The sequence below is a fragment of the Azospirillum sp. A23 genome (assembly GCF_042938965.1).
GTDB classification, from domain to species: Bacteria; Pseudomonadota; Alphaproteobacteria; order Azospirillales; family Azospirillaceae; genus Azospirillum; species Azospirillum melinis.
Genome location: NZ_CP170666.1, coordinates 765,583 through 778,366 on the forward strand (window position 1 = coordinate 765,583; position 12,784 = coordinate 778,366).

At 67.5% G+C, this 12,784-nt stretch carries 11 protein-coding genes; 8 read left to right on the forward strand and 3 right to left on the reverse strand.

Annotated elements, in window-relative coordinates; translation table 11 throughout:
• Positions 1 to 19 precede the first annotated feature (19 nt).
• The 7 genes from flgK to ABNQ40_RS12460 all read left to right on the forward strand — a co-directional run bounded on the left by flgK (position 20) and on the right by ABNQ40_RS12460 (position 6,930).
• Entirely contained in the window at positions 20 to 1,777 is a 1,758-nt protein-coding gene (flgK, locus tag ABNQ40_RS12430; RefSeq protein ID WP_109048480.1) for a flagellar hook-associated protein FlgK, read from the forward strand.
• A gap of 11 nt (positions 1,778 to 1,788) precedes the next feature.
• Positions 1,789 to 2,694, forward strand: a complete 906-nt coding sequence (locus ABNQ40_RS12435; RefSeq protein WP_109048479.1) for a flagellin — start codon at positions 1,789 to 1,791, stop codon at positions 2,692 to 2,694.
• Between the two features lie 121 nt (positions 2,695 to 2,815).
• Positions 2,816 to 3,640 (forward strand): flagellin, encoded by an 825-nt coding sequence (locus tag ABNQ40_RS12440; protein WP_098736547.1) that lies wholly within the window; start codon positions 2,816 to 2,818, stop codon positions 3,638 to 3,640.
• Positions 3,641 to 3,806: 166 nt separating this feature from the next.
• Positions 3,807 to 5,489, forward strand: a complete 1,683-nt coding sequence (fliD, locus tag ABNQ40_RS12445; protein WP_109048478.1) for a flagellar filament capping protein FliD — start codon at positions 3,807 to 3,809, stop codon at positions 5,487 to 5,489.
• Between the two features lie 38 nt (positions 5,490 to 5,527).
• Positions 5,528 to 6,007, forward strand: a complete 480-nt coding sequence (locus ABNQ40_RS12450; RefSeq protein ID WP_109048477.1) for a flagellar protein FliS — start codon at positions 5,528 to 5,530, stop codon at positions 6,005 to 6,007.
• A gap of 34 nt (positions 6,008 to 6,041) precedes the next feature.
• Entirely contained in the window at positions 6,042 to 6,662 is a 621-nt protein-coding gene (locus tag ABNQ40_RS12455) for an RNA polymerase sigma factor (RefSeq protein WP_247879625.1), read from the forward strand.
• Positions 6,652 to 6,930 carry a hypothetical protein gene (locus ABNQ40_RS12460; protein WP_109048475.1) on the forward strand — a complete coding sequence of 93 codons (279 nt, stop codon included), beginning with the start codon at positions 6,652 to 6,654 and terminating at the stop codon, positions 6,928 to 6,930. Before ABNQ40_RS12455 ends, ABNQ40_RS12460 begins: the two co-directional genes overlap by 11 nt.
• Positions 6,931 to 6,946: 16 nt before the next feature.
• On the opposite strand, the gene ABNQ40_RS12465 is transcribed toward ABNQ40_RS12460, so the two are convergent.
• The gene (locus ABNQ40_RS12465; protein WP_109048474.1) at positions 6,947 to 9,256 is read right to left on the reverse strand and encodes a tetratricopeptide repeat protein; all 2,310 of its coding nucleotides are present in this window, start codon (positions 9,254 to 9,256) and stop codon (positions 6,947 to 6,949) included.
• A 128-nt stretch (positions 9,257 to 9,384) separates the two neighbouring features.
• Positions 9,385 to 9,942, reverse strand: coding sequence for a helix-turn-helix domain-containing protein (locus tag ABNQ40_RS12470; protein ID WP_109048473.1), 558 nt, complete (start codon positions 9,940 to 9,942; stop codon positions 9,385 to 9,387).
• A gap of 212 nt (positions 9,943 to 10,154) precedes the next feature.
• Between ABNQ40_RS12470 and lhpI the strand changes: the two genes are divergently transcribed.
• On the forward strand, positions 10,155 to 11,087 hold the full coding sequence (gene lhpI / locus ABNQ40_RS12475) for a bifunctional Delta(1)-pyrroline-2-carboxylate/Delta(1)-piperideine-2-carboxylate reductase (protein ID WP_247879624.1): 933 nt from the start codon (positions 10,155 to 10,157) through the stop codon (positions 11,085 to 11,087).
• 10 nt (positions 11,088 to 11,097) lie between these two features.
• On the opposite strand, the gene ABNQ40_RS12480 is transcribed toward lhpI, so the two are convergent.
• On the reverse strand, positions 11,098 to 12,774 hold the full coding sequence (locus ABNQ40_RS12480; RefSeq protein WP_109048472.1) for a tetratricopeptide repeat protein: 1,677 nt from the start codon (positions 12,772 to 12,774) through the stop codon (positions 11,098 to 11,100).
• Between the last annotated feature and the right edge of the window lie 10 nt (positions 12,775 to 12,784).

The following is a 12,784-nucleotide window of genomic DNA, read 5'->3' on the forward strand; positions in this document are numbered from 1 at the left end:
GCCGGAAAGGAGGCCCGCCATGTCGCTTCGCGTCGCCAGTTCCATCGCCTCATCGGCGCTGCGCACGTCCGAGGTCGGGATCGCCGTCGCCTCCTCCAACGTCGCCAATGCCGACACCGACGGCTACACCCGCAAGACCGCGTCCAACGTCACCCGCAACACCGGCGTCAACGTCGCCAGCGTCGACGTCACCGCGGTCAGCAGCAACGTCGACCGCTATCTGCTGAAGACGCTCGTCTCGGCCCAGTCCGACCTCGGCTACACCGACACCCGCAACAGCTATCTCGACCGGATGCAGTCGGCCTTCGGCAGCGTCAGCGACGACGACAGCGGCGGCACCGACATCGGGTCGATGATCGACGCGCTGGCGGACACGCTGGGCACGCTGGCGACCTCTCCCGAAAGCGAGAGCGCCAAGGCCGCAACCGTGCAGGACCTGTCGGATCTGGCGGAGACACTGCGCAACACCTCCTCGTCCATCCAGTCGCTGCGCGCCCAGGCCGACGACGAAATCGCCACCACCGTCGACACCATCAACGAGACGCTGACCGGCATCGATTCCCTCAACGACCGGATCGTGAAGGGAAAGGCGCTGGGCCAGAACGTCACCGACCTGGAGGACCAGCGCAACACCGCGCTGAAGAGCCTGTCCAAGTCCATCGACGTCACCTATCAGGTCGACGACAGCGGGCTGATGCGCATCTCCACCGCGTCGGGCAAGTCGCTGCTCGACACCAAGGTGCATGAGCTGTCCTACACGCCGGCCGCCTCGGTCAGCGCCAGCACGGTGTACAGCGCCAGCGGCAGCAGCGGCTTCGGCGGCATCATGCTGAACGGGGTGGACGTCACCGGCTCGTCGCTCGGCGGTTCGCTGGGCGCGCTGGTTCAGCTGCGCGACACCGACCTGCCGGCGCAGCAGGCCGGCCTGGACGAGCTGGCGACCACCCTGATGGACAGGCTGAACGCCATCCAGAACCAGGGCACCTCCTACCCCGCCCCGCAAAGCCTGACCGGCACGGAGACCGTCTCGGCCAGCGACGCGCTGAAGGTGACCGGTGGCACGCTGCGCCTCGCGGTCACCGACAGTTCCGGCACGGCGGCGGAGGTTCTCGACATCGACCTGTCGACCAAATCGACCCTTCAGGACGTCGTCGACGCCATCAACACGATGAGCAGCGCCTCGGCCTCGATCTCCGCCGACGGCAAGCTGGTCATCGCCGCCACCGGCACCGGCAACGGCATCGCACTGGGCGGCGACGCCAACGATGGCACGACCGGCGCCTTCTCCGACGCCTATGGCCTGAACGACCTGCTGACCGGCACCGGGGCCTCCGACATCAAGGTGGCAACCCGCATCGCCGGCGACAGCAGCCTTCTCGCCACCGGCGCCCTGTCCTCCGCCAGCGGGCTGACCGCCGGGGACACGGCGCTGACCAGTGGCGAGGGGTCGGTGGCGAAGGCGCTGTCGGCAGCCTTTTCCGCCAGCTACGACTTCGATGCCGCCGGGTCCTTGAGCGCCCGCAGCACGAGCTTCGCCGGCTACGCCGGTGCGGTGATCCAGGGGGCGGCAACGCTCGCCGACAAGGCATCCACCGCCTACGACAGCCAGAAAACCTACACCAGCAGCCTCGAATCGACCTTCTCGTCGCAGAGCGGCGTGAATGTCGACGAGGAGACCGCCGCGATCTCCACCCTGCAATCCGCCTACGAGGCCGCCGCCGCGGTCATGAAGACGTTGCAGGAGATGTTCAGCACGGCGCTCGACATGGTCCAGTAGAGGAGACCGCGATGGAACGGGTCGCGACCTACAACCATCAGAACACGCTCGTCCAATACATGATGAAGGCCGAGGCCAAGGTGGCCGCGGAACAGGTCCGCTCGGCGTCGGGGCTGAACTCCACCGACTATAAGGGGATCGCCTCGGACAGCGGCCGGCTGGTGAATCTCGAAAGCCATTACCGCCGGCTGGAACAGTATATCGACGAGGGCGAGGTCGTGAACGGCCGCATCCAGTCGATGTACGACGCCGTCGGCGGCATGTCCGACCTGACCTCCCGCCTCAGCGCGCTGATCACCGGCCTGCAAGGCAACAATGCGGCCGGCGTCGAAGGCGTGGTGGCCGAGGCCGGCCAGCTGATGGAGGAACTCGGCGGGCTGCTGAACACCCGCCAGGACGGCCGCTATCTGTTCGCCGGCGGGCGCACCGACCAGCCGGCGGTCGATCTCGACAGCTACAGCGCGGCGACCTATCCCTCCAGTGCCGACACCGGCTATTACCAGGGCGATTCCACCGTCGCCCATTTCCAGGCCGCCGACGATTTCGTGCTGTCCTACGGCGTCACCGCCGACCAGCCGGCCTTCGAGAAAGCCCTGCGCGCCTTCAGCCTGATCGCCAACATGTCGACCGATCCGGTCGACACCGATCTGCTGGCCGAGGCGACGCAGCTCGCATCCGACGCCACCGACGGGCTGTCCATCGTCCAGGCCAAGCTGGGTGCCGCCAGCTCCTCGCTGGAGAACACCATCGACCGCCATGTGGACGAGCAGCTGGTGCTGCAAACCCAGGTGGAGGACATCCGCAGCGTCGATCTGGCCGAATCCACCACCAAACTGTCGCAGCTCCAGGCCTCGCTGGAGGCGACCATGAGCCTGATGAAGATCCTCGAAGAGAACAACCTGTCCAAATATCTGTGAGGGTCGGGGCTCCGCAAAAAAGCGCTACTCCCATCGAAAAAGTCCGCCAGCTTTCGCCGCCTGCCCCGTGAGTCCCAGTGAGGGTCGCCGAAACGGCCCGGTTCGATCAGGAGACCACATCATGCCCGTCATCTCGACCAACACGGCTTCCAATTCGGCCCTTCGTTACCTCAACATCAACTCGACCAACCAGTCGGACTCGGTCTCGAAGATCGCCAGCGGTTCGCGCATCACCAAGGCGTCGGACGATGCCGCCGGTCTTGCCGTCGGCACCTCGCTGAAATCCGACGTCACGGTGCTGAACCAGGCGGCCACCAACGCCTCGCACGGATCGTCCATTCTCCAGACCGCCGACGGCGGCATGTCCAGCATCTCCGACATCGTGCAGCGCATGCGCTCGCTCGCCACGCAGTCGCTGTCCGGCTCGGTCACCGACAACGAGCGTTCCTACCTCGATGCCGAGTTCCAGCAGTTGCAGGACGAAATCGACGGCATCGCGTCCGGCACCCGCTTCAACGACGAATCCCTGCTCGACGGCGCGACCAACTGGTCGACCGGCGTGTCCTTCCGCGTCGGCACCACCTCGAACGACAACATCACCGTGCAGATCGCCGGCGTCACCACGACGGGGCTCGGCATCAACACGCTGGATGTCGGCACCTCGGCCACCGCCGCCGCCGCGCTGACGGCGCTCGACACCGCGGTCACCACCCTGTCGGACGCCCGCGCCGACGTCGGCGCGCTGATCTCGCGCTTCGAATTCCGCAGCGACATGATCGACACCACCATCGAGAACACCGAGGCCGCCCAGTCCAAGATCATGGATGTCGACGTGGCCGAGGAGCAATCCAAACTGGCATCGGAGAAGGTCCTGACCCAGGCCGCCATCGCCGTGCTGTCCCAAGCGAACCAGATGCCCGAGAATCTGCTCTCCCTTCTCCGCTGACGGTTCGCAAGGCCGCCGGGCAAGGGTGCCGCGTCCCGCACAGCCTCACACACTCGTGGGGCGCGCGCCCCCGGCGGCCGTTTCCTTCCATCGTCAGCGCTGCAAAACCCCGCATCGCCGCGCCATCCGCCGCATCCCCCGCGGCCGGAACCGGGAGAGTCTTGCCATGACCACCGTCAGTTCCACCACCTCCAGCACGGCCGCGACGACGGGCTATTCGGCGCTGTCCTCCAGCGATTCCGGCACCGGCATCGACTATTCCCTGCTGATCGAGGCCAAGGTGAACGCGCGGCTGGCCAAGGCCGACCGCATAGACACCAAGATCACCGCGAACGAAGCGAAGATCACCGCCTACACCGACCTTCAGGACAAGCTGCAGGCGGTCAGCGACGCCATCGACGGGCTGCGCAACCGCAGCGTCTCCACCGGCGCGTCCTCCAACCTGTTCGGTCAGCGGACCGCCTATGTCGGCGACGACGATGTGTTCAGCGCCACGGTGGACGACGATACGGAGGTCGGCACCTATTCGGTCGTGGTGCAGCAGCTCGCCACCAAGCACAAGATCGCGGCGGACGGCGTCGCCAGCAAGACAAACGCGCTGGGCTATTCCGGCAGCTTCACGCTCCAGGCGGCCGACGGCAGCGCCGTCACCATCGCGATGGACAGCGACGACAGCCTGACCGACCTGCGCGACGCCATCAACGCCAACAAATCGACCAGCGGCGTCACCGCCAGCATCGTGCAGGTCAGCGACAGCAGCTATCAGCTGATCCTGACCTCCAACAACACCGGCCAGACCATTTCCATGACCGACGGCGGCGATGGCGTCCTCTCGTCGCTCGGGCTGACCGACAGCGACGGCGCCATCAAGAACGAGCTGGTCGCCGTGCAGAAGGCAATCGTGGAAGTGGACGGCGTCACCATCACCCGCAGTTCCAACACCATCGACGACGCCATCGAAGGCGTGACGCTGACCCTCTACAGCGCCAGCCCGGACACGGCGATCCCGATGGAGGTGTCGACCGACCTGTCCTCGATCAAGTCGGCGATCACCGGCTTCGTCGATGCCTACAACGAATACCGCGACTTCGTGGTGACGCAACAGGCGACGACCAGCGACGGCACGGCGTCCAGCGACGCCACGCTGTTTTCCGACAGCCTGCTGCGGCAGATCGTCCGGTCGGTGAACAGCGCGCTCAACACCTCCATCACCACCGACGACGGCACGGTTCTGTCGATGGCCTCGCTGGGCATCAGCTTCAACAGTTCCAACGAGCTGGAGCTGGACGAGGACACGCTGAACAGCATCCTCAGCAGCGACGTCGACTCGGTCAAGCAGTTGCTCGGCCTCAACATGACCTCGTCCTCCAGCCAGATGTCGCTGCTGCGCTACACCAGCAGCGCCTCGGCGCTGTCCTTCACGCTGGACATCGTACGCGGCGACGACGGGACGCTGGCCTCGGCATCGGTCGGCGGCGACAGCAGCCTGTTCACCGTCAGCGGCAACCGCATCATCGGTGCGACCGGTTCGGCCTATGAAGGCATCGTGCTGGTCTATTCCGGCAACAGCGGCAGCGTCGACATCGACTTCTCGCAGGGGCTGGCCGACAAGCTGTTCGGCGTCATCGACGATGCGTCGGCCACCTACGGCAGCGACCTCGCCACCGCCATCGACGATCTGGAAACCCGGGACACCGAGCTGGAAAGCCGGTCCACCGACATCAAGACCAAGGCCGAGACCTACCGCAGCACCCTGACCGCCTATTACGCCAGGCTGGAGGCGGCGGCGGAACAGGCGGCGCTGCTGCTAAAACAGCTGACCTACAAGGACAGCAGCAGCGACAGCTGACACCGGTCAAGTCCATCCAACGATAAGGATTTGGCGCCATGCGCAATTCCGCCTATTCGAAGGCCCTGAACGCCTATGCCGTCGCCAACAGCGCGGTGCCGCCGCTGATGGCGGTGGTGCGGCTGTACGAGCGGGCGATGACCCATTTGCACGCCGCCCGCGACGCCGCCGCGGAGCGCCGGTTCGAAGCGCACCACACCGCGATCCGAAACGCGGTCATGGTGTTCGCGGGCCTTGATTCCATTCTGGTTTTCGACAAAAATGAGGATGTCGCGCTGACGCTTCGCCGGTTCTACCACCGGCTGATCGCGCAGGCCGGCGCCGCCGCCAGCCGGACGGATCCGGTTGCGGCCTGTGACTCGCTCATCCGCCAGACGTCCTTCATGCTGAAGGCTTGGCAGGCCGTGGCCGCAGAACGCGGCGGGCCATCCACTGTCGTCGGTGCCACGGCCAAAGGGCCGCATGCATCCGTCGTCGGGAGAACGATGGATCATGCAAATGGCGGACTCTCGGCTTGACCGTCCTTGCGAGGATTCCGGTGCCGGGCGCTCCATGTCCGGGGATCTGAGCCGGGGGTCAACCTCCGGCGTCATCATCCCTGCGGACGAGGACAGCGACGAAGCGCTGATGGCGCAAATCCGCTCCGGCAGCCAGACGGCGTACCGGACGCTGGTTCATCGCCACCTGAAGCGCACCTACGCCCTGGCCCGTCGCCTGACCGGCAACGAGGCGGAGGCGGAGGATGTGGTGCAGGACGCCTTCCTCCAGGTCTGGCAACGCCGCAGCCAATGGAGCGACGATGGCGGCGCCCGCTTCACCACCTGGCTCTACCGGGTGGTGGTGAACCGCTGCATCGACCACAAGCGGCGGCCGGTCGGCCAGGATCTTGAAACCGTGGCGGAGCCGTCGGACAACGCGCCGGATGCGGTCAGCACCATCCATCGCCGGCAGGTCGCCGCCCGGCTGCTGGAGGCCCAGGACAGACTGACTCCGCAGCAGCGCGCCGCCGTGACCCTGTTTTATTACGAGAATTTAAGCAACGCCGACATCGCCAGCGTTATGCAAATCAGCATAGGTGCTGTAGAGTCGCTGTTGAAACGCGCGCGCCAGCAGCTCCGGCTGCTTCTGCGCGCCAGTGCGCAGGCGGCCAGGGATTCCTTCGATGACGGATGAGGAGTTTCGCGATCGGCTCGATCGTCACGGAGGCGACCTCGCTCTTTGGCCGGCCGACGCGGCCAGGGACGCGCGGCGCCTTCTTCTGCGTTCGGTCAAGGCGCAGGCGATGCTGGACGAGATGGTGACGATGGAGCTGGCGCTGGGCCATTCCGAAGACCGCCCGCCGCCCGGTCTCGCCGACCGCATCTTTGCCGCGGCTTTCCGTTTGCCGCCGTGCGACCGCGGCTTCGATGAGGATGGCGATCAGCCGCCCCGGTTGATGTAGCCGGCTGATATAGCCGTCAGTTCGCCACGACCCGTCGCAGTTCCACTGCAATGCGCTCAAGCGCCTGTTCCAGCCCTTGGCCGCCCAGCGGCTGGAACAGACGCATCGACGGGTACCAGGGCCGCCCGGCGGTGCCGAGCTGCGTCCAGTCGCGATGGCCGAAGCGCCAGACCGGCACGCCCAGCGCACCGGCAAGCTCCGCCACCGAATTCGCCGGCGCGATGACGAGGTCGAGAGCCGAGACCAGCGCCGCCGTCTCTTCGAAATCGTCGCGCAGGTCGAGCCCGGTCCAGCCATAGATCGGCTGCCCGAACCGGCGTTCCGCCGCCAGGATCTCGCGCTGGCACTCGTCATATTGCAAATTCACGAAGGTGACGCCGGGCACGGAGAAGACCGAGCCCCAGGCATCCAGCGGCAGATAGGCGTTGCGGCGGTCGGCGGTCATCACTTGGCTGCGCCAGCTGATGCCGACACGCAGGTCGTCGCCGGCGCCGTCCAGCCGCTCGCGCCAGTCGGCGACGCGGCCACCCTGGGCGAACAGCCAGCAGGACCGCGTCGGGAAGGCCGACAGCCGTTCCCGCAGCAGACGGGGGATCGAGCCGGCGGGGACGTGATAGTCGCAATCGACCGTCTCGGCTTCCATCAGCCCGCAGGGCGGCTGCTCGGCCCGCAAGGTCGCCTTCGGGAAGGAGCGGGCAAACAGCGGCACCAGCCGGCGTTCGCATTCGATCACCACATGCCCCGCCATCTTGATCAGGTCGGGATAGCAGGACGCGAACAGGAACTCGTCGCCCACCCCCTGCTCGCGCCAGACGAACAGACGCTTGCCGGCCAGCGGCTCGCCCGTCCATTCGGGAATGGTGAAGCGCCGTTCCGGGCGGACGCGGCCGGCCTTGAAGCGGAAGGCGTAGTCGGCCCAGCCGGCGCTCAGCGCGCCGCGCTCCAGCGACAGCAGGCCGCGGTTGAAGCGGGCCAGCGCATGGCCGGGGGTGGCGGCGACCGCCCGCTCGAACCAGCGGCCGGCATCGGCACGGCCCTGCCTCTGCTCCGCCAGCCCCAGGGTGCAGAGCGGATCGGCCAGCGACGGCGCCAGCGCCAATGCCCGGCGGCAGGCGGCATCGGCCTCGACCGGCCGTTGGGCGCCATTCAGCGCATAGGCCAGAACGGCATGCAAAGGCGCATGACCGGGCATCAGCCGGATGGCCCGGCGCACCTGCACGGTCGCCAGGGCAAAGGCTTCGCGGTCGGAGAGATCGGCGCCGAGATTGCCCAGCGCATCGGCGAAAGCGGGGTTGAGCGCCAGCGCCCGCCTCCAGCAGGCTTCCGCCTCCACCGGACGCGCCTGCGCCTTGCAGGCGTTGCCGAGATTGTTCCAGGCCTCCGCCTGACCGGGGTCGCGGGAAAGGGCGCGGCGCTGCCAGCGCTCGGCACGGCCAAAATCCCCGAGCGCGGACTCCGCCAGCCCGAGATTGACGAGGGCCGGCACATGACAGGGATCGAGCGCCAATGCGGTCCGGAACCGGTCGCGCGCCTCTGCGTGACGGCTGAGCGCATGCAGCAGCAGGCCCAGATTGTTGCGTGTCTCGGCATGATCGGACTGGCGCCGCAACGCCTCGCCATAGGCACTTTCCGCCTCGGCCAGCCGGCCCGCTCCCTGGAGCGCGGCACCCAGATTGGCCCAGACCGATCCGGTATCGGCACCCAGCCCGATGGCCTCCCGATACGCCGCGGCGGCCTCGGTCACTGCACCCCAGCGGCGCAATGCGTTGGCCAGCGCGATCCGGGTGGCGGCATCCTGCGGCCGCAGCCTCGCCGCCAGCCGGTAGCAGCCGATGGCCGCAACGGCCTGCCGCAGATCCTCCAGCGCGCGGCCCATGCCGAGCCGCGGTTCGGCCGCACCCGGCACCAGACGGGCCGCCGCGCGGTAGCAGCGCAGGGCCTGCACCGGCCGCGCCTGCCGCCCGGCAATGGCGCCCAGCAGACAGAGCGCATCGGCGTCGTCCGGGTTGACGGCGAGAGCCCGGCGGGCGCTGGCAAGCGCCGCGGTCACCCGCCCCTCCTCCATCAGCGCCTGCCCCAATGCCAGATGATAGGAGCCGACCAGCGCGTTGGAGCGCGCCGCGGTGTCGAACAGACGGGTGGCGTCGGTGCGCCGCCCATCCTGAAAGGCGATATGGCCCAGCAGATGGGCGGCGTCGCCATGCGTCGGGTCGATCCGCAGGATCTCGCGATAGAAACGCTCCGCCCGCTCGGTTTGTCCGGCATTGTGATGCTGGACCGCAAGGCGCAGCAATCCGTCGGTACGCCGTGTCGCGTTCCCGTCCATGTCGTCGCCGTTCCGTCAAATGAACTGGTCAGCGGCATCCATGGCCGCGTCTGTTCCTTGTTACGGCACCGACATGGGACTCCTGCGCGGGTCTGCAACTTTTCCGCTGTCCTGCCCGCCTCGATGTATCAGGCGAGCGAGGTGTGCGAGCAGACCCAGAGAACCCGCGCATTCCCCTCGCCACCCGAGATGCAGGCATGCCCCATGGCGCTGTCGAAATAGCAGGAATCGCCCTTGGACAGGGTCAGGGGCGTGTAGTAATCGCTGTGAACCGTCACCTCTCCTTCCAGCACATAGATGAACTCCTCGCCATCATGGCGGGAAAGTTCGCCGAATTGCTGGATGCTGCGTGCCTTGATCGTGGTCACCAGCGGGACGAACCGCTTGTCGGGCAGATCGGCGTTCACCGCCTCGTACCGGTACTGGTCGGTTTCGTGCACCGCGCCGCCACCGGCCCTGGTGACGCTGCGGCGGCCCAGCGGGGTCGGCTTCGCGACTTGACCGAACAGCACCCCCACCTCCACCCCCAGGCCGGAGGCCAGTGCGGCAATCTTCTCGTAGGTCGGCGACAGCTGCCCGTTCTCGATCTTCGACAGGGTCGATATCGAGACGCCTGACCGCTCGCTCAACTGCTGAAGCGTCAGCTGCGCGGCCGCCCTCAGGCGCTTCAGCGTCGGCGCAAGCATGCCCGCCGTACCGTTCGGCCCTTGCCCGTCCCGGCCGGTTCGCTGTGATGATCCGCCCACGCTGTCTTCCCGACTTGATGCGACCGGCTCGGCCGGCCGAGAGAGTATAGACGGCGGAAATTTTTCTTATACGAAAATTTTGTGGCGCATCGTCCGGGCTGCATATAGCGTGACGGTCCCTGACGCCCATCCGTCGCGAGGAGAGCACCGCCTTGACCACAGCCGCCCTGTCCATGCTGTCGCCCGCGGAAACGGCCGAACTCCTGCCTTTCGCTCCCCTGTGCGATGCCATCGCCGATGCGGCCCGCGACTATGCCGCCGGCCGGATCCACAGCCCGGAACGGCAGGTCCTGCCGCTGCCGCAGAATGGCGTCCTCCTGTCCATGCCGGCGACGGCCGGGGATATCGGCATCCACAAGCTGGTCAATGTCTGTCCGGGGAATGGAGCGCTCGGGCTGCCGACCATCCATGGCGTGGTCGCCGCCTATGACGGCGCCACCGGGGCCCCGCTGGCGATCCTCGACGGGCCGACGGTCACCGGCCGCCGCACCGCCGCCGTGTCGATGCTGGCAATCCGGACGCTCGCCCGGCGCCCTCCGCAGCATGTCGCCCTGTTCGGCACCGGCAAGCAGGCCGCGTATCATGTCGAGGCGCTGGCATCGCTCTACCCCGGGGTCCAGGTCGACGTGCATGGCCGGCGAGAAGAGGCCTGCCAGTCCTTCTGCCGGACCTCCGGCGTGGCTGGAATCGATCTGCGTCCGGCCTCCGGGGCGGTGGACCCCGCCGTCGATGTCGTCATCACCCTGACGACCAGCCTCGTGCCGGTCTATGACGAAGCACCGCGGCCGGACCGGCTGCTGGTCGGCGTCGGCGCCTTCAAACCGGAGATGGCCGAGTACGGTCCAACCTCCATCCATGGCAGCGACGTCTTCATCGACGACCCGGCCGGCGCGCGCCATGAGGCCGGCGACCTGATCCAGGCCGGCTTCGACTGGACGAGCGGACGCTCGCTGGCCGACGCGCTGGCCAAGGCGCAGGACGGCACCGGCCTGACCGACAGGCCACGCCTGTTCAAGAGCGTCGGCTGCGCCGCCTGGGACCTTGCCGCCGCGCGCTGTGCGCTGAGGAGCCGCGTTCCGGCGTGAGGCGCCGACGCTATTTCTCGCCAATGAAGGCGCAGTGCGGAAAATTCTGGAAGTCGTAGCGGTGGATGCGCAGGTCCGGTCGATGGCGGCTTAACCAGTCCAGCACGGCCAGATGGGCGGTCTGGTCGAGCATCCACTCCGGCCGGCCCTCCAGCAGGAAATGGCCGATATAGGCCGCCACCGTCGCCAGATACTGCCCGGCGAGCGGCGTGTCGTTGTAATAGACGAAACCGACGGGAACCTCGCGGAACGGTCCGCGCCGCCTGCGATCGTGGAGGATGCCGAGGTCGAATCCCGCCGTTTCGGCGGAAAGCAACCGCAGATCGCTGCGGGTTGTCGCGTCCAGATCGATCAGGATCAGCGGCCGGCCAAGATGCCGGTGCCATTGCTGGACGCGGATGAAACGCGCGCAGGCGTAATAGGTGACGCGCTGCGCATGGGACCAGGCGGTGAAGTCCGGCTGCTCGGTCGACAGGCCGATGGACAGCGGATAAAGCCGCCGCCATTCGCCCAGCATCCCCAACAGCGACGGCGTCGGCGAAACCACGTTCAGCACGACCGACGCGCCGGGACTGCGCTCGCCGATGGACCGGAAAAGGTCCGGTCCGAAACGGCGCACATAGTTCTCGTCGCCGCTCACCATGATGACCGGGCCGCTGCCCTCCGGCAGATCCGCCACGATGGTCATGTCCGGCAGCCGGGCGATGATGCTGTCCAGCAAGGGCAAGCGTTCGAAGAACGCATCGTCCGCCCGCAGCATCGACCAGGACCCGAGTTCCCCGGCACCGTCCAGTTCCGCATCCGTAAAACGGGCGGCGAATCTCATCTGCAGCTTCGATGCAAGGGTCAGGCGTCCCCGGCGATAGACGTGATAGCCCACAATCGAGGCGGCCAGGGCATCCTTTGGATCGCCGCGCAGGCGCCGCCACGCCGCCCGCGCCGCCCATGAAAGCCGCCGGTCGTCAAGCGCACCCAGTTGGAACAGGTCGAGCGCCAGCGCCAGCCACAGGCGCAGACTGCCCGGCTCGTCGGGATGGACCGTCTGGACCCGGTGCAGATGATCGAAGGCCTTCACCGCCAGACCGAGATCGAGCGTCATCGCCTTCCCCGGCGTCCAGTCCAACAGCCCGCTGCGGTACTGATGCAGCCGGGCAAGGGCGTCATGTCCGCGCACCGACTGCGGGTCGAGCGCCACAACACGGCGGGCGGCGATTTCCAATCGGCCGGCCTCCTTGCGGCGCAGAACCTCCAGATTGTTCCGCGCCTGCTTGTGGTCGGGCGCCACGGCCAGGATGCGCTGGTACCAGCCGGCCGACTCCAGGGGCGATCCGGTGCCGGCCGGCGGCGGGGCGGCGAGGAGGTTCGCCAGATTGTAAGCCCCCGCCACATGGGCCGGCGCCAGTGCCAGGGCCCGCCGGCAGGCATATTCGGCATCCTCCGGCCGGCCGGCCCCGCGCAGCAGGCTGGCATAATTGGCCCACTGATCCGGGCTGTCGGGCTGGGCCGCCGCCACCTGACGGAAATGGTCGGCGGCCTCGGCGGGACGGCGGGTCTGCATCAGCAGCAGGCTCAGCATCTGGAGCGCCTGGAGATGGCCGGGCATGGCCGTCAGGAATTCGCGGTATCCCGCCTCCGCCTGTGTCAGATCACCCTGCTGGTGACTGCGGATGATCTGACCGAGATCCATGCCCGTCCCT

What these genes read in the sequence shown, in the direction of transcription:
- flgK (WP_109048480.1), top strand. Translation starts at nt 20, where the DNA reads ATGTCGCTTCGCGTCGCCAGTTCCATCGCCTCATCGGCGCTGCGCACG.
- ABNQ40_RS12435 (WP_109048479.1), top strand. Translation starts at nt 1,789, where the DNA reads ATGGAACGGGTCGCGACCTACAACCATCAGAACACGCTCGTCCAATAC.
- ABNQ40_RS12440 (WP_098736547.1), top strand. Translation starts at nt 2,816, where the DNA reads ATGCCCGTCATCTCGACCAACACGGCTTCCAATTCGGCCCTTCGTTAC.
- fliD (WP_109048478.1), top strand. Translation starts at nt 3,807, where the DNA reads ATGACCACCGTCAGTTCCACCACCTCCAGCACGGCCGCGACGACGGGC.
- ABNQ40_RS12450 (WP_109048477.1), top strand. Translation starts at nt 5,528, where the DNA reads ATGCGCAATTCCGCCTATTCGAAGGCCCTGAACGCCTATGCCGTCGCC.
- ABNQ40_RS12455 (WP_247879625.1), top strand. Translation starts at nt 6,042, where the DNA reads ATGTCCGGGGATCTGAGCCGGGGGTCAACCTCCGGCGTCATCATCCCT.
- ABNQ40_RS12460 (WP_109048475.1), top strand. Translation starts at nt 6,652, where the DNA reads ATGACGGATGAGGAGTTTCGCGATCGGCTCGATCGTCACGGAGGCGAC.
- ABNQ40_RS12465 (WP_109048474.1), bottom strand. Translation starts at nt 9,256, where the DNA reads ATGGACGGGAACGCGACACGGCGTACCGACGGATTGCTGCGCCTTGCG.
- ABNQ40_RS12470 (WP_109048473.1), bottom strand. Translation starts at nt 9,942, where the DNA reads ATGCTTGCGCCGACGCTGAAGCGCCTGAGGGCGGCCGCGCAGCTGACG.
- ABNQ40_RS12480 (WP_109048472.1), bottom strand. Translation starts at nt 12,774, where the DNA reads ATGGATCTCGGTCAGATCATCCGCAGTCACCAGCAGGGTGATCTGACA.